This is a genomic window from Pseudomonas sp., from assembly GCF_002796985.1.
GTDB lineage: Bacteria > Pseudomonadota > Gammaproteobacteria > Pseudomonadales > Pseudomonadaceae > Pseudomonas.
This window is the reverse complement of sequence record NZ_PEKX01000007.1, coordinates 535,902-551,630: the sequence shown is the minus strand read 5'-3', so window position 1 is coordinate 551,630 and position 15,729 is coordinate 535,902. Positions and strand designations below refer to the sequence as shown.

The 15,729-nt window shown below is 64.3% G+C and carries 17 protein-coding genes; 7 read left to right on the top strand and 10 right to left on the bottom strand.

The features are described 5' to 3' along the window. Positions 1-11: 11 nt before the first annotated feature. The gene (locus CTR55_RS08090; protein WP_296285400.1) at positions 12-683 is read right to left on the bottom strand and encodes a DNA-3-methyladenine glycosylase I; all 672 of its coding nucleotides are present in this window, start codon (positions 681-683) and stop codon (positions 12-14) included. 35 nt (positions 684-718) lie between these two features. Then, a complete protein-coding gene (gene ttcA / locus CTR55_RS08085; protein WP_296285399.1) occupies positions 719-1,546 on the bottom strand; it encodes a tRNA 2-thiocytidine(32) synthetase TtcA in 828 nt (275 codons plus the stop codon). Between the two features lie 101 nt (positions 1,547-1,647). Between ttcA and CTR55_RS08080 the strand changes: the two genes are divergently transcribed. The 3 genes from CTR55_RS08080 to CTR55_RS08070 all read left to right on the top strand — a co-directional run bounded on the left by CTR55_RS08080 (position 1,648) and on the right by CTR55_RS08070 (position 3,761). Continuing rightward, entirely contained in the window at positions 1,648-2,244 is a 597-nt protein-coding gene (locus CTR55_RS08080) for a DNA-J related domain-containing protein (protein WP_296285398.1), read from the top strand. A 160-nt stretch (positions 2,245-2,404) separates the two neighbouring features. Next, positions 2,405-3,001: a Yip1 family protein gene (locus CTR55_RS08075; RefSeq protein WP_296285397.1), complete on the top strand. Its 597-nt coding sequence runs from the start codon at positions 2,405-2,407 to the stop codon at positions 2,999-3,001. A 262-nt stretch (positions 3,002-3,263) separates the two neighbouring features. Beyond that, positions 3,264-3,761: a SprT family zinc-dependent metalloprotease gene (locus tag CTR55_RS08070; protein WP_088419775.1), complete on the top strand. Its 498-nt coding sequence runs from the start codon at positions 3,264-3,266 to the stop codon at positions 3,759-3,761. Positions 3,762-3,767: 6 nt separating this feature from the next. Here the strand turns inward: CTR55_RS08070 and CTR55_RS08065 are convergent, their stop codons facing one another. Both CTR55_RS08065 and CTR55_RS08060 read right to left on the bottom strand, forming a co-directional pair. Beyond that, positions 3,768-4,949: a CaiB/BaiF CoA-transferase family protein gene (locus CTR55_RS08065; protein ID WP_296285396.1), complete on the bottom strand. Its 1,182-nt coding sequence runs from the start codon at positions 4,947-4,949 to the stop codon at positions 3,768-3,770. 42 nt (positions 4,950-4,991) lie between these two features. Continuing rightward, positions 4,992-6,131 (bottom strand): acyl-CoA dehydrogenase family protein, encoded by a 1,140-nt coding sequence (locus CTR55_RS08060; protein ID WP_296285395.1) that lies wholly within the window; start codon positions 6,129-6,131, stop codon positions 4,992-4,994. Positions 6,132-6,276: 145 nt separating this feature from the next. Between CTR55_RS08060 and CTR55_RS08055 the strand changes: the two genes are divergently transcribed. After that, a complete protein-coding gene (locus tag CTR55_RS08055; protein ID WP_296285394.1) occupies positions 6,277-6,741 on the top strand; it encodes a GNAT family N-acetyltransferase in 465 nt (154 codons plus the stop codon). A 194-nt stretch (positions 6,742-6,935) separates the two neighbouring features. Here the strand turns inward: CTR55_RS08055 and CTR55_RS08050 are convergent, their stop codons facing one another. Next, positions 6,936-8,252: an OprO/OprP family phosphate-selective porin gene (locus tag CTR55_RS08050; RefSeq protein WP_296285393.1), complete on the bottom strand. Its 1,317-nt coding sequence runs from the start codon at positions 8,250-8,252 to the stop codon at positions 6,936-6,938. Positions 8,253-8,552: 300 nt separating this feature from the next. Between CTR55_RS08050 and CTR55_RS08045 the strand changes: the two genes are divergently transcribed. Beyond that, a complete protein-coding gene (locus CTR55_RS08045; RefSeq protein ID WP_296285392.1) occupies positions 8,553-9,485 on the top strand; it encodes a DedA family protein/thiosulfate sulfurtransferase GlpE in 933 nt (310 codons plus the stop codon). A gap of 93 nt (positions 9,486-9,578) precedes the next feature. Here the strand turns inward: CTR55_RS08045 and CTR55_RS08040 are convergent, their stop codons facing one another. From CTR55_RS08040 to CTR55_RS08030, 3 genes are read right to left on the bottom strand one after another with little or no spacing between them, the layout of a single operon-like run. Continuing rightward, a complete protein-coding gene (locus tag CTR55_RS08040; RefSeq protein ID WP_081515839.1) occupies positions 9,579-9,818 on the bottom strand; it encodes a zf-HC2 domain-containing protein in 240 nt (79 codons plus the stop codon). Continuing rightward, entirely contained in the window at positions 9,812-10,420 is a 609-nt protein-coding gene (locus tag CTR55_RS08035; protein ID WP_296285391.1) for an RNA polymerase sigma factor, read from the bottom strand. Before CTR55_RS08035 ends, CTR55_RS08040 begins: the two co-directional genes overlap by 7 nt. A 2-nt stretch (positions 10,421-10,422) precedes the next feature. Then, positions 10,423-11,544, bottom strand: a complete 1,122-nt coding sequence (locus CTR55_RS08030; RefSeq protein ID WP_296285390.1) for a beta-ketoacyl-ACP synthase III — start codon at positions 11,542-11,544, stop codon at positions 10,423-10,425. A 424-nt stretch (positions 11,545-11,968) separates the two neighbouring features. On the opposite strand from CTR55_RS08030, the gene CTR55_RS08025 reads away from it, so the two are divergent. Further along, entirely contained in the window at positions 11,969-12,481 is a 513-nt protein-coding gene (locus tag CTR55_RS08025) for an ankyrin repeat domain-containing protein (protein WP_296285389.1), read from the top strand. A gap of 1 nt (position 12,482) precedes the next feature. On the opposite strand, the gene CTR55_RS08020 is transcribed toward CTR55_RS08025, so the two are convergent. After that, on the bottom strand, positions 12,483-13,385 hold the full coding sequence (locus tag CTR55_RS08020) for a LysR family transcriptional regulator (RefSeq protein WP_296285388.1): 903 nt from the start codon (positions 13,383-13,385) through the stop codon (positions 12,483-12,485). Between the two features lie 103 nt (positions 13,386-13,488). Here CTR55_RS08020 and CTR55_RS08015 point away from each other — a divergent pair, with 103 nt between their 5' ends. Continuing rightward, entirely contained in the window at positions 13,489-14,679 is a 1,191-nt protein-coding gene (locus CTR55_RS08015) for an MFS transporter (protein WP_296285387.1), read from the top strand. Here the strand turns inward: CTR55_RS08015 and CTR55_RS08010 are convergent. Further along, positions 14,661-15,725: a GGDEF domain-containing protein gene (locus tag CTR55_RS08010; protein WP_296285386.1), complete on the bottom strand. Its 1,065-nt coding sequence runs from the start codon at positions 15,723-15,725 to the stop codon at positions 14,661-14,663. The two genes, CTR55_RS08015 and CTR55_RS08010, sit on opposite strands and share 19 nt — an antisense overlap. Between the last annotated feature and the right edge of the window lie 4 nt (positions 15,726-15,729).

Here is a 15,729-nt window from a genome sequence, read left to right as displayed (position 1 = left end):
CGGGCCGCGTGTCAGTGGTTGACCGTGTACGACAGCATCATCGAGATATGGCTCAGCGGGCGAGCGCTTTGTTCCTGCCAGGTGTTGAAGGCCGCCTGCACCAGGGCCAAATCCTTCAGGCTGGTGGGAGTCTTGTCGACGATTTCCTGGGCCTTGAGCGCGGCGACCACGTCGTCACTGAGAACGAAAGTGTCCTTGCCGGCCATGCGCAGGAACCGCGGTGCAGACATGCCACCCAACTGATTGCCACGTTTGGCCAGCAGCTTCCACAGGCCGACGATGTCGCTGGACGGCCAGTCGGCCAGCAGTTGGCCGAAGCTGCCGTATTCACGGGCGATGTCCAGGACGAACTGGGCGTTGCGCGGCACGCTCTTGAGCTTGCCCAGGTGGCGGATCAGCCGGGTGTCCTGCATCAGGTTTTCCAGGCGCTCGCCGCCCATCAGCACGACCTTCTCCGGATCGAAGCCGAAGAAGACTTCCTCGAAGGCCGGCCACTTGGCGTCCACCAGGCTGTGCTTGAGGCCTGCGCGGAAGATGCGCAGGCTGATCAGCGACAAGTAGCGATCATTGCCGACCGCCGCCAGCTCGGCCGCCGACTTGGCCTGCGGCATCCGTGCTTCCAGGGCCTCGATCGAGCCGAAGCGGTTCAGGCAGTATTCGTACAACCACTGGTAATCGCGCATCGGGCGTCCTTGCGGGCTTTCTGTCGCTGCGGGGATCAGAGATTCATCACATCGACGAAGCGCGGGGTGGCAGTCTCGTCGATGCGCAGGCTGTTGAAGTCGAACAGATCGCGGTCGGCCAGTTGCGACGGCACCACGTTCTGCAGGGCGCGGAACATGATCTCGGTGCGCCCCGGCGACTTGCGCTCCCAGTCCAGCAGCATTTCCTTGACCACCTGGCGCTGCAGGTTTTCCTGCGAACCGCACAGGTTGCACGGGATGATCGGGAACTCCTTGAGCACCGAGTAGGCCTCGATGTCCTTCTCGTTGCAGTACGCCAGCGGGCGGATCACCACGTTGCGGCCGTCGTCGGACAGCAGCTTGGGCGGCATGGCCTTGAGGGTGCCGCCGTAGAACATATTAAGGAAGAAGGTTTCCAGGATGTCGTCGCGGTGGTGTCCCAGCGCCATCTTGGTCGCGCCGATCTCGTCGGCGTAGGTGTAAAGGGTGCCACGGCGCAGGCGCGAACACAGCGAGCAGGTGGTCTTGCCCTCCGGGATCTTCTCCTTCACCACCGAATAGGTGTCCTTCTCGATGATGTGGTACTGCACGCCGATGGATTCCAGGTACGCCGGCAGTATGTGCTCGGGAAAGCCAGGCTGCTTCTGGTCCATGTTCACCGCGACGATCTCGAACTGGATCGGCGCCACTTTCTGCAGGTACAGCAGGATGTCCAGCAGGGTATAGCTGTCCTTGCCGCCGGACAGGCAGACCATCACCTTGTCGCCGTCCTCGATCATGTTGAAGTCGGTGACCGCTTCGCCAACCTGGCGGCGCAGGCGTTTCTGCAGTTTGTTCTGGTTGACCGAAAGGGTGCTGGCCATGGTGCTCTGGAATCCGAAGGGCAAGACGAAAAGCCGGACATTTTACGCGCAAAGCGACGCATACCCCAGCCCCTCTATCGGGGTACTGCTAATCTGACAGCATGACGCCCGACCTCGATCCTTCCCTCGACCTGACAGACCAGCTCCTGCAGCTGCTGCGGGAAGCGCCTGAGGGAATCTCCGAATTCCAGTTGATCCAGCAATTGAAGGCTCGGCATTCCACCCATGTGCCCAATCTGCCGCTGACCGACAAACTGGTGCTGTTCCGCACCCACTTCATGGTCTTCAACGCGCTGTACCGCCTGCGCGACCGGCTCTGGGAAGAGAACACCGCGCACCTGGAGATCGGCCCGCTGCAGATCCGCCTTTCTCCCTATATGAGCGGGGTGCAGGCACTCGGCGAGCAGGACGCTCTGCGCGCTTATTACCTCGAAGAGAAGCACCTGAAGGAAACCACCGAGCGCGATGTGGAGAAGCTGCTGGAAAGCTTCTGGACGCGAATGCAAGGCAACGAGGAAAAGGCCGCCGCACTGGCCCTTTTCGAGCTGGAAGACGGCCCGGTGGACTACGCGCTGATCAAGCTGCGCTACCGCCAACTGGTCAGCCAGCACCACCCCGATCGGGGCGGCAGCACCACGCGCCTGCAGTCGATCAACAAGGCCATGGAAATTCTGCAGCGCTATTACAGCCGCCCGTGAAACTTCCATTTGCTCTAACCCCACGGACGACGTGGCCTGCAGCCATTCCTATACTGCGACTTAAGGTCGCATAGGTCGGCCGGGCACCGGATGACGCTGGCTACGCGTATTCGGCGCCTCGCTGGGGGGCGACCTTCTATAAGAAGAGGAGAATGCTGACATGATCCATCATGTGTGGGGGCTCTTCACCCATCCCGATCAGGAATGGCAGGACATCCGTGGCGAAGAAGAATCCATCAGCCACATGTACCTGACGCACGTCCTGATCCTCGCTGCCATCCCGGTCATTTCCGCCTACATCGGCACCACGCAGGTCGGCTGGGTACTGGGCAATGCAGGACCGGTCAAGCTGACGGCCGCCAGTGCGATCCAGCTGACCATCATGACCTACATCGCCATGCTCGCCGGCGTCGCCATCATGGGCGCATTCATTCACTGGATGGCCCGCACCTACGACGCATCACCATCGCTGACCCAATGCATCGTCTTCGCCGCGTACACCGCTACCCCGCTGTTCATCGGCGGACTGGCGGCGCTCTACCCGCACCTGTGGCTGGGCATGATCATCGGCACCGCCGCAGTTTGCTACACCGTCTACCTGCTCTACGTCGGCATCCCGACCTTCATGAACATTCACAAGGATGAAGGCTTCCTGTTCTCCAGCTCGGTACTGGCGGTAGGACTGGTGGTGCTGGTGGCGATGATGGCCCTGTCGGTCATCCTCTGGGGCAGCGGCGTCGGCCCGGAATACACTTGATCTCATGCTGTGCAAAAAAACCGGGCCCTCGTGGCCCGGTTTCTTTTTGGCTCTTCGTAGGAGCGAGCTTGCTCGCGAACAATGCTCGCCGGTGGCTCCATCGCCAGGTGGTTCGCGAGCAAGCTCGCTCCTACAGAAAAGCGGTGCTTGCCTGAAACGCCTTCCGACTTGCCTGAATCTGCAGGGCAGACGAGTGGCCGCGAGAAATCCTCCACCCGCGCTCCGACTGCGGCATAATCTGCCCCCGTCGGAGAACCACTGTATGCCCGAACAGCTCAACGCTCGCGTCGAAGCCTGCTACCAGCAGGCCGAAGCCTTCTTCCAGCGGCGCTTTCCCCGCCCGGAAGTGAGCTTCCGGCTACGCGGCCAGAAGGCCGGCGTCGCCCACCTGGATGAAAACCTGCTGCGCTTCAACCCTCAGCTGTACCGGGAAAACCACGAACACTTCCTGCAGCAGACTGTGGCCCACGAAGTGGCCCACTTGATCGCCCATCAGATGTTCGGCCCGCGTATCCGCCCACATGGCGAGGAGTGGCAGCTGATCATGCGCGGCATCTACGGCCTGCCGCCGGATCGCTGCCACACCTATGAGATCAAGCGACGCCGCTCCACCCGTTATCTGTACCGCTGCCATTGCGGCGAGGGCAACGAGTTCCCCTTTTCGTCCCAGCGCCACAACCTGGTCGCCCAGGGCCGCCGCTACTACTGCCGGCGCTGCCGCGCGACGCTGATCTTCACCGGCGAAACCCGCCGCGAGTGATGCTGGTCAGGCGATGACCTTCGCCGCCTTCAGCGCCTGCACCTGCTCGGCCGAATATCCCAGCTCCGCCAAGACTTCCGCCGTGTGCGCGCCCAATGCGGCGCCAATATGGCGTGGCTCGGGCAGGCCGGCAGAGAAGCGAATCGGACAAGCCACCTGCCGCTGCTCGCCACCCTTGCCGTTGGGCACCTGGGTGACCACGCCGCGTTCTCGCAACTGTGGATGCTCAACCGCCTCGGCCAGCGACAGCATCGGCTCGACGCAGGCGTCCAGCGCGGCGAAGCGCTCCTGCCACTGGGCGAAATCCTGCTTCTCGAACTCGATGGCGATCTCGCGCTTGAGCGCCTGCTGATCCTCCGACTTGGGCGAAAGCCCACGGGCGGCCAGCTCCGGGCGGCCGATGGCGGCGCAGAACTGCTGCATGAACTGCGGCTCCAGGCTGCCCACCGAGAACCAGCGACCATCACGGGTGCGGTAGTAGTCGTAGAAGCTGCCGCCGTTGAGCGCGAGGGCTTCCATCTCCGGCTCCACGCCCGCCGCGAGATAGCCCGCGCCGGCCATGCCGTGCAGGCTGAAGGCACAGTCGGTCATGCTCACGTCGACCTGCTGCCCCTCCCCTGTCTGCTGCCGATGGATGACCGCCGCCAGCAGCCCCATCACACCATGCAGCGAGCCGCCGCCAATGTCCGCCAGTTGCACACCCAGCGGCAGCGGGCCGCTCTCGCGGCGGCCGGTGTAGCTGGCGACCCCGGCCAGGGCCAGGTAGTTGATGTCGTGCCCTGCGCGGTCGCGGAACGGTCCGGTCTGGCCGTAACCGGTGATCGACACGTAGATCAGCTTCGGGTTGATCGCCTTGAGCGCCTCGTAGCCCACGCCCAGCTTGTCCATCACGCCGGGGCGGAACTGCTCCAGCACGATGTCGTATTCCTGCACCAGTTGCTTCACCACCTCCACCGCCTCGGCCTGCTTCAGGTCCAGCGCCATGCAGCGCTTGTTGCGGTTGAGGTAGGCGTGGCTGGCGGAGGTGCCGTCCACATGCGGCGGCAGCACGCGCACCAGGTCCATGCGCGTGGGGGATTCCACGCGCAGCACCTGGGCGCCCATGTCGGCCAGCAGCAGCGAGGCGAACGGCCCCGGCAGCAGGGTGGAGAAATCGAGGACTTTCAGTGAGGCGAGCGGGCCGTTCATGGGCACTCCTGTTTCGCTCAATCGATGCGTGGGCGCCGCGCCTCAGAGCTTCATGCCGCGGCTGATGATCTCTTTCATGATCTCCGAGGTGCCGGCGAAGATGCGCTGGATGCGCGCGTTCGCGTACATCTTGCAGATCGGATACTCCCACATGTAACCCCAGCCGCCGTGCAGTTGCACGCCTTCATCGACCACCTTGCACAGCAGCTCGGTGGTGAACAGCTTGGCTTCGGCGGCCACTTCGGGGGTGAGCTTCTTCTGGTTGTGGTCCATCACGCAACGGTCGGTGAAGACCTGCGCCACGTCGATCTGCGTGCGCATCTCGGCGAGCTTGAAGCGGGTGTTCTGGAAGTGCGCCACCGGGCGGTCGAAGGCCTTGCGCTCCTTCACGTAGTCGACGGTCGCATTCAGCGCCGCCTCGGCGCCAGCCACCGCGCCGCAGGCGTTGGTCAGGCGTTCCTGGGCGAGCATGTTCATCAGGTAGAAGAAGCCGCCCTTGGCATCGCCCAGCAGGTTTTCCTTGGGCACCTTCACCTCGTTGAAGAACAGCTCGGCGGTGTCCTGGCTCTTCATGCCCAGCTTCTTCAGGTTGCGCCCGCGCTCGAAGCCTTCCATCCCGCGCTCGACCACGAACAGGCCCATGGCGTGCTTGTTATTCGGATCGGTCTTGGCCGCGACTATCACCAGATCCGCCAGCAACCCGTTGGAGATGAACACCTTGGAACCGTTGAGGACGTAATGGTCGCCCTTGTCCACCGCCGTGGTGCGCATGCCGGCCAGGTCGGAGCCGGCCGACGGCTCGGTCATCGCCACCGCCAGGATGCTTTCGCCACGGATGATGCCCGGCAGCCAGCGGGCCTTCTGCTCGGCATTGCCGTATTCGGCGATATAGGGACCGCACAGCGCCGAGTGCAGCGGAATCATGAAGCCCGGCTCGTTGATGGCAGCCAGTTCCTCACACATGATCTGTTCGTAGCGGAAATCCTTCAGCGCGGTTCCGCCGTACTCCTCTTCCGCCCAGGGCAGCAGGAAGCCCATTTCCCCTGCCTTGCGCCAGACACTGCGGTCCACCACGCCGGCTTCCTCCCACTCCTCCTGGTGAGGCACCACTTCCTTATTGAGGAAGGATCGGAACGCATCGCGGAACAGGTTGTGCTCGGTCTCGAAGTGATTGCGCAGCATGGTCGACTCCCGGTGGGTTGAGTGCCCGCAGGGTAGGTGCTGGCTGCGCGCGGCCTCAATGACGCGAGCGCTCAGGGTCGATTGACGCAATCGCCCAGCAGATGCGAGTGTGAAACTTCCCAAAGCTGCACCGGAGAGCCCCCGCATGCAGATTCGCCCTTTCCAGGCGGAGGACATCCCGCCGTACGAAAGCTGGTTCGACGATCCAGTGCTCTACGCGCAACTGGGCCCGATGGATCGCTATTGGCTGGAACAGGTGCTGAAGGATGCGGACAAGGCCCAGTACAGCATTCTGCGTGGCGGCCTGCTGGTCGCGGTGGTGGGGGTTTGCCTGCCCACCCCGGCGCATCCGTATTACTTCGTCACCGACCTCGCAGTACGCCCGGAGTTACGCGGTTCTGGCGTCGGGCGCGAAGTGATGACGCTGGTGATGAGCCGAGCGGAGCTGCAGAGCAATCCCTTGTGGCGGGCCAGCGTCAGGCCGGATAACCCGGCGGCGCTGGCTTTCCTGATCAAGCTGGGCTGGACGCGACTGGAAATGGGCAATCCGTTCGATGAGCTGCTCGAGTTCGAATTTCGCCGACCGCCTGCCCGCCCCGGTTTCCGCTGATCAGGCATATGCGTAGGAGCGGACTCCGTCCGCGATGGCTAGCCGCCGCGCCAAGCCCACCCGATCGCGGATAAATCCGCTCCTACACAAGCAAGAAGTTCGGCGTTCGTAGGGAGGTAGTTTCCCGGTTCCCATAAAAAAACCCCGCCGGGGCGGGGTTCACACAAAGGAGTCAAACGGTAGAGCTGTAGTTCTTAGAACACGTACTGCAGGCGGGTTACGACACCGTTGCCGTCGTCGTCGCCGTTGGCGTTGCGGATGCCGTCGGTGCTGAGGTGCACGTAGTCCAGGGACACCTTCACGGCTTCGTTGGCATACCAGTTCACACCGATGGTGTTGGTGCTGGCCTTGGTGTCGCCCACGTCGCGGGTGGCGGTAGCCACGACCACGTTCGGGTCATCGACCTTGATGTGGTCGTAACGGTAGAAGACTTCCCAGGCACCGATTTCCTTGTTGGACGGCTTGATGGTGTCGAATTTGGCGCCATCGAGTTTGTACACGCGGGACTCACCGGTGATGGTGTAAGCCAGTTGGCCGTAGTAGCCGTCAGCCTTGATGTCCTGGTAAGCGTCGGCATCGGCCTTCAGCTTGCGCTTCAGGTATTCGGCCTGAGCGGAGAACGGGCCGAAGGCGTAGGCGAATTCAGCGCCCCAGGTGGAGTCATCCTTGTAGGAACCGGCCGGGCTCAGGGTGGCGCCGCCGAAGGTGGCGCGGTTGCCGTTTTCACCAGCGTCGTTACCGCCGTTGGTGGCGATACCACGCATGCCCAGACGCGGGCGGATGCGGGAGTCGAAAGCGGTGTCGTCCAGGTCGCGGTAGGCGTAGTCCACGCCGATGTGCAGGACATTGCCGTCGGTGTTCAGCGGAGCGAACACGCCACGGAGGTTGAACTGCTTGACGCTGTCGCCGTCGGTGTCGTCGGCGTCCTTGGCGTAGATGCCGGCGTCCAGGTAAGCCATGTTGGCGACGACACCGCCCACCTGGGCACCCATGCCGTCCTGGTGGGTGTTGATCCAGTCAGCCAGTTCGTAGGCCGAAGTACGCTCGGTGGCGGTGACCCACTTGGAGCTGGTGGCTTTTTCCAGACCGAAGTCCGGGTCGAAGCGGCCAAACTTCAGGGTAACCGGGCTGAAGCCGGTGTAGCTGAAGGAAGCTTCGTCGAAGTAGCCGTTATCAGAGTTACCCGAGTTGTGGGACATGTCGTAGTTGATCTGGTATTTCCAGTCTTTGTAGACAGTGCCGCCCAGTTCCAGGTAAGCGCGGCGGAAGTAGGCGCCGTCACCGTTGTTGCCGTTCTTGGTGTAGAAACCATCGAAGCGGCTGTAATCCGCTTGCAGACGGCCACCGAGCTTGAAGCTGAATTCCTTGTCGGTGGTGGCGACTTCAAGACCGCCTTTGGTCTTGATAACGATATCGGCGCCATCGGTGGTGACTGTGCCTGCGAAAGCCTGGGCGGAAACGGCCAGTGCCAGGGCAGTGGCGGCGTAACCGGCGAAGTGCTTACGGATCATCGAAGATTCCCCTTAATGGTATTTGCGTTGAACACGCCGAGTGCCTGGCTGCTGCGCGCCCCCCAAGGACTCGCACAGGCCGTTCTGGCGGCCCCCGTTTGTGTTGCTGGGAATCTTGGCGAGGGGTTATTTCAGAGCGGTTGCTCCTAGATAAAACTTTTATTACAAAGGAACTTTTGATTTCTTTATGGCATAAAGGTCCTAAGCCACGTCCCACAAGGCTTGCGGTACTTTCTGAAGTCCGCTTTGCCGGTATGCTGTCACCTTCCTTTGGAAGTCTTTTCCCGCTCAGGCTTTCCCATGCACGAACTGCAACCCCTGATCCAGCAGCACGGCTTGAGCCTGCTGTTCCTCAACGTCCTGCTGGAGCAACTGGGCCTGCCGATTCCGGCCTATCCGGCACTGATCGTCGCCGGTGCCCTCGCCTTGCAAGGCAGCGGCGTTCCGCTGGGTCAGGCGCTCGCGGTGGCCGTGTGTGCGTGCCTGATCGCAGACCTGATCTGGTTCTGCGCCGGGCGGCGCTACGGCGGCTTCATGCTGCGCAGCGTGTGCAAGGTTTCGCTGTCACCAGACAGTTGCATTCGCCAGAGTCAGAGCTTGTACCTGCGCATCGGCCCACGCGCGCTGCTGATCTCGCGCTTCCTCCCCGGCGCCAGCGCGCTGACCACCACCATGGCCGGCATGACGCGCACGCCGCTGCCACGCTTCCTCGCCTACGACTGCGCCGGCGCAGCGCTCTGGGCCGGCTCTGCGCTGATGCTCGGGAGCATTTTCAGCGATGCGGTGGACCGACTCCTGGGCTGGCTCACCGAATACGCCAGCGTTGGTGTCGCGGTGCTGCTGGGTGCCTTCGCATTGTTCATCGCCTGGAAGCTCTGGCAGCGCTTCAGCCTGCTCAAGCGCACCTCGCGGATACCGCGCATCAGTGTCGACGAATTGCGGGCGCGCCTGGACGGTGACGAACCGCCACTGATTCTCGATGTGCGCGCGCAATTCGATGACGAGGCAATACCCGGCTCCATCGCCTTCAGCCTCGATGGGGCGCTGGACGAGCTGCGCGGCAGCCTGGAGGACAAGGACGTGGTGATCTACTGCGCCTGCCCCCACGAGCTGTCCGCGGCGATGCTGGCGGAGCGGCTGCAGGCCTTCGGGCATCCGCGCACCTGGGCATTGTCGGGCGGGCTGGATGCGTGGCGGGCGCAAGCACCTGCGTCGGTCCTGAATCCGACGTAGGAGCGGACTCCGTCCGCGATTGGTATCCGCCGTGTAGAAATCGCGGATGAATCCGCTCCTACGCCAACACCAAGCGCAGGAGCAGCCTGAGGCTCAGCGTCGCGCGCTGTCCCGGCGCAGTTCGGCGAGGTGGTCGGCCAGGCGTTCCGAGTCGGGGCGCGGCGGGTCCGGCAGCAGGCGCAGGGTGGCCTGGGCCAGACGCATCTGCCGAAGGTAGCGCCGGCAATTTCGGCACAACAGCAGGTGCCGGCGCAGGGCGAGCTTCTCGCGCCAACCGAGCTGTTCGTCCAGCAGGTCGCTGGAGCGCGCCACCAGTTCCTTGCAGGTCAGCATTCCCCCGTCTCCTCGAAGTGCTCCACGGTGGCAAACACCTTCAGCCGCGCACGGTGCAGCAGCACCCTGGCATTGGAGAGTGAAACCTCCAGCAGATTACAGATCTCGTCCAACTCCAGCCCCTGGCGCTCGCGCAACAGCAACACACTGCGCTGCAGTTCGGAGAGACTGAGCAGGGTCTTTTCCAGGCATTCGCGCAGCTCGTCCTCGGCCAGCAGGGCTTCAGGCGAATCCTCGTGCCAGGCCAGCGGCGCCGGGCTCCAGTGGCCGTCAGCGGCGAAGCGGGAGTCGTCGAGGCTGCCGTGGGGCGCGGGCAGGTCGTCCAGCGAAACGTCACGGCGGACCTTGCGCAGGCGGGATTTGGCGGTATTGGCGGTGATGGTCAGCAGCCAGGTCTTGAGGCTGGAGCGCGCCTGGAAGCCATCCAGGTTACGCACGGCGGCGAGCCAGGCGTCCTGCACCACTTCATCGGCATGGGCGGCGCCGACGATGGCGATGGCCACGGCGCGCATCGCACCCTGGTAGGTCGCTACCAGGGTGCGGAAGGCCTGCTGGTCACCGGCCAGCAGGCGCGACAACAGCTCGCTGTCGTCGGCGGGCACGATCAGCGCTTGCGCAGGATCACGCTGCCGATGGAGTAGCCGGCGCCGAAGGAACTCAGCACGCCGATGGAACCGGCGGGCAGGTCGTCCTGGTACTTGTGCAGGGCGATGACCGAACCGGCCGAGCTGGTATTGGCGTAGGTGTCGAGGATCACCGGCGCTTCGTGGGCCTCAGCATCGCGGCCGATGAGCCTGCGGGTGATCAGCAGGTTCATGTTCAGGTTGGCCTGGTGCAGCCAGAAACGCTTCACGTCGCTGACCGGGATGTCGTTCTGCGCCAGGTGCTCGCCGATCAGCTCGGCCACCATGGGGCAGACGTCCTTGAACACCTTGCGGCCTTCCTGCACGAACAGCTTGTCGCGGCTGCCAATGCCCTCTTCCGCAGCGCGGTTGAGGAAACCGAAGTTGTTGCGGATGTTGTTGGAGAACTGGGTCAGCAGCTTGGTGCTGACCACGTCGAACTGGTGCTCGCTGGTGGCCTGGTCGGCGCGCTCGATGATCACGGCGGTGGCGGCGTCGCCGAAGATGAAGTGGCTGTCGCGGTCGCGGAAGTTCAGGTGGCCGGTGCAGATTTCCGGGTTGACCATGAGGATCGCGCGGGCCTGGCCCAGTTGCACGCTGTTCACTGCAGCCTGAATACCGAAAGTGGCCGAGGAGCAGGCGACGTTCATGTCGTAGCCGAAGCCCTGGATGCCGAGGGCGGCCTGCACTTCGATGGCCACGGCCGGGTAGGCGCGCTGCAGGTTGGAACAGGCGACGATCACCCCGTCGATGTCCTCCGGGGTACGGCCGGCGCGCTGCAAGGCCTGCTTGGCGGCGGCGGTGGCCATCTCGCAGAGGATGCCCCAATCCTCGTTGGAACGCTCCGGGATGCGCGGCGCCATGCGCTGCGGATCGAGGATGCCTTCCTTGTTCACCACGAAGCGGCTCTTGATGCCGGAGGCCTTTTCGATGAACGCCGAACTGGACTCGGACAGCGCTTCGACCTCGCCCCGGGCGATGGCTTCGGCATTCTGCTCGTTGTGACTGCGGACGTAGCTGTTGAAGGATTCCACCAGTTCATCGTTGGAGATGCTGAACGGCGGGGTATACAGGCCGGTTCCGCTGATCACGACTTTATGCACGGTCAATCCTCTTCTCAATCTGCGCCGCCGGGCCGGGCGGCAAGGTTAGGCATCAAGGTGCCCGCCCACTGGCCGGCACTGGATATTCGTCGCTCCGCGTCCTGGCGCGAAGGCTTAGGGATGGCAATCCCTGCAACAGGGCAGTGTGCCACTCCCACCCGCGGTGGGCACTTCTGCCCGCCCGGCGGTTTGCGGTTTCACCCAAGGTGCAACCGCTGATCGCTGATTATGCTGCAATTTTCGCCGAAAAGCCGCCGTGCGAGGACGGCAATTGCGCAAGATCATGGACGTAAATCACGCCGCGCCTGTCCTGAAGCAACGGATTGAAATTTTCCACCGGCACCATAGGCACAGTGTTGGCGCGCTCTGGCGCGCCAATCCTTATCCTTTCGTGCATTCCCGACTTTGCCAAGGAGACTTCAGGATGAGTGCCGCGAACCACCCGGAAATGGACGAACAGACCCTGGAATTCGCCAATCAGGTGATCGACCTTGCCCGCCAGGGTGACACCGAGCGTCTGAACGAACTGCTGCGTCAGGGCCTGCCGGCCAACCTGCGCAACCACAAGGGCGACAGCCTGCTGATGCTGGCCAGCTACTACGGCCACCACGACACCGTGGGCGTACTACTCGATCACGGCGCCGACCCGGACCTGCGCAACAACGCCGGGCAAACGCCGCTGGCCGGAGCCGCCTTCAAGGGCGACCTGGAGATGGTGCGCCTGCTGCTCAGTCGTGGGGCCCAGGTAGAGGGCGCATCCCCCGATGGCAAGACCGCGCTGATGATGGCCGCCATGTTCAACCACCCGGAAATCGTCCGCTGCCTGCTGGAGCACGGCGCTGATCGCGAAGCACGCGACGCCAGCGGCCTGACCGCGCTCACTGCGGCGAAGATGATGGGCGCGAGCGACACCCTGGCGCTGCTCGAAGCCGCCTGAGTCAGTCGATGCGCACGTGCTCGGCGAGGAAGTCGAGCAGCGCGCGCACCCGCGCCGGCAGATGCCCCGGCTTGCCCAGGTAAAGCGCATGCATGGGCTTGCGGTCACCGGGATTGAAGTCCTCCAGCACCGCGACCAGGCGCCCGGCGGCGATATCGTCGCGCACCTGGAACTCCGCCAGTCGTGCCAGCCCCAACCCCGCCAGCGCCAGATGGCGCACGCTGTCGCCGTCGCTGGCCAACAGGTTGCCGTTGGGCTCGGGATCGTCCGCCTGCTTGCCGAGTAATGGCCAGTCCGGTTCGATGCGCCGATAGCTGAAGCCCACGCAGTTGTGCTCGCCCAACTCACGCGGAGACTGCGGCGTACCGTGCCGCGCCAGATACTCGGGCGCGGCGACTATCTTGTGCCCGGACTCCCCCAGCGAGCGGGCCACCAGCCGCGAATCCCTTAGCGGACCGCTGCGAATAGCGACGTCTGCACGCACTTCCAGCAGGTCCACCACTTCATCGGTCAGTTGCAGGTCCAACTGCACGCCGGGGTAGCGCTCGAAGAACAGCGGCAGCGCCGGGATCAGGAACTGCCGGCCCACCGGCAGGTTGCAACTGATCCGCACCCGCCCCTGCGGCTCGGTGCTGGCCGAAGCCTCGCGCTCGGCTTCATCGAGGTCCGCGAGGATGCGCAGGCTGCGCTCGTAGAAGGCCGCACCTTCGGCGGTGAGCTGCTGGCGCCGGGTGGAGCGGTTGAACAGCCGCGCGCCGAGACGATCCTCCAGGCGCGCCACCAGCTTGCTCACTGCCGAGGGCGTCATCCCGCACTGCTGCGCGGCAGCGGTGAAACCGCCGGTTTCCACCACGCGGATGAAGACTTCCATTTCGCCGAAGCGGTTGACGTCAGGGCGGGCCATGCTGAATTCAATTCACAGGTGATTTGCTCAAAGGCAGTCTATATCAACAATACGCGCGGGGATAAGGTGGCGCCCATTCTTCGAATCCATCGGGAGAGCCCACGTGCCCATTGCCTTGTATGCCTTGACCGCCGGTGCCTTTGGCATCGGCGTTACCGAATTCGTGATCATGGGATTGCTGCTGGAGGTCGGCCATGACTTCGGCGTATCCATCTCCGCCGCCGGCCTGCTGATCTCCGGCTACGCGCTGGGTGTGGTGCTCGGTGCGCCGTTGCTCACCGCCCTCACCGCGCGCTGGCCGCAACGCCGCACGCTGCTCGGGCTGATGGTGATCTTTACTCTCGGCAACCTCGCCTGTGCCCTGGCGCCGGACTACGCCACGCTGATGGCCGCGCGGGTACTGACCTCCTTCGCCCACGGCACCTTCTTCGGCGTCGGCTCGGTGGTCGCCACCAGCCTGGTGCCGGCCGAACGCCGCGCCTCGGCCATTGCCCTGATGTTCACCGGCCTTACCGTCGCCACCATCCTCGGCGTGCCGCTGGGCACCTGGCTCGGCCAACTCTATGGCTGGCGCGCGGCCTTCTGGGTGGTGACCGGCATCGGCGTACTGGCGCTGGCGATCCTGGCGATCTATCTGCCGCGCCACAGCGCACCGCCGGCCGCTGGCAACCTGCGTGACGACTTCCGCGTACTGAAGCGCCCGGCCGTGCTGCTCGGCCTGCTGACCACCGTCCTCGGTTTCGGCGGCGTGTTTACCGTGTTCAGCTATGTCTCGCCGCTGCTGACCCGCCTCGCCGGCTTCTCTGAAAGTGCGGTGTCGCCGGTGCTGCTGGTGTTCGGCGGCGGCCTGGTGCTGGGCAACCTGCTGGGCGGCAAGCTCGCCGACCGCAAGTTGGTCCCTGCCCTGCTCGGTAGCCTGGTGGCGCTGGCGGTGGTGATGGGCCTGATGAGCTTCGCGCTGCAGAACCAGGTTGCCGTGGTCATCTTTATCGCCCTGCTTGGCGCCGCCGGTTTCGCCACCGTGCCGCCGCTGCAGATGTGGGTGCTGGAGAAGGCCCACGGCGCCGGCCAGAGTGTCGCGGCCAGCTTCAATATCGCCGCGTTCAACCTGGGCAACGCGCTGGGCGCCTGGCTCGGCGGCATGACCATCGACCACGGCCCCGGCCTCGCCGCGCTCCCCTGGGTCGGCGCCCTGCTGCCGGTCACGGCCATCGCCACCGCGCTGCTCTGCCTGCGCCTGGAGCGTGAACCGGCGATGCCGGCGGTGAAACCTGCTCAGACCGGGTCGCTGTAGACCAGGCGATTGCGCCCCTCGGCCTTGCCGCGATACAGGCGACGGTCGGTGCAGCGGTAGAGTTCGTCGGCATCCAGACCGTCGCTCGGCCACTCGGCGAGGCCGAAAGTCGCGGAGATCGGGATGCGCTGCCCGTGGTACATCAGTGGCGCCTCGTCGATGTCCCGGCGCAGGGACTCCACCAGCGGCGTGGCGTCGAAGCGGTCGGTGAAGGGCAGCAGCAGGCCGAACTCCTCGCCGCCCAGGCGGCCGATCAGGTCGGTGGCGCGCAGGCGGTGGCGCAAGCGGTGGCACAGGTGCTGCAGCGCCTTGTCGCCGGCATCGTGGCCCCACTGGTCATTGATGTTCTTGAAGTGGTCGACGTCCAGCACCACCAGCACCAGCCGCGTGTCATAGCGCGCCGCCTCCTGGATGCAGCGGTCCAGCGCGCGCTGGAAGCTCTCGCGGCTGGCCACGCCGGTCAGCGCATCGGTCAGTGCCAGATGCCGCAGTTGCTGGTAGGCGGCGGCACGGCGCCCTTCGTAAACGTGCATGAAGGCAATCACCAGCACGCCACAGAAAACACCGTTGCCGATATCAATCAGGCCAGGCGCATCCAGAGTGAGGCGGTTGGCATGCAGGTACATCAGCGTGGCCACCAGCATGAACGGCACCGCCAGCAGAAAGCCGCGCCACTTCCCCAGCAGCAGGTAGGCCATCACCGGCATCAGGTAGACCCAGACGAACGCCGTGGCCGAGGCGTTGGGCATGACGATGATGTAGAGGATGAAGCAGAAGGTCGGCAGCAGGTAGGCGATGATCCAGGGCACCAGGCGGCGTACGTGCTTGAGCCGGTATGAGGCCCACAGCAATAGCCCGCAGGTGGCCAGTTCGGCGCCGGATAGCCAGTAGTTGCCGGCGAAGAATTGCAGGATGGCGAACAGGCCCAGGGTTGCGCCGGTACAGGCGAAGATCAGCCGCATCAGCAGGCGATGGTCGGCCTCTTCCAGGCCGGTCGGTCCGACGCTGGACTCGAACAGGTGGTCGGGGTCGCTGTTGCGGTGCATCGGC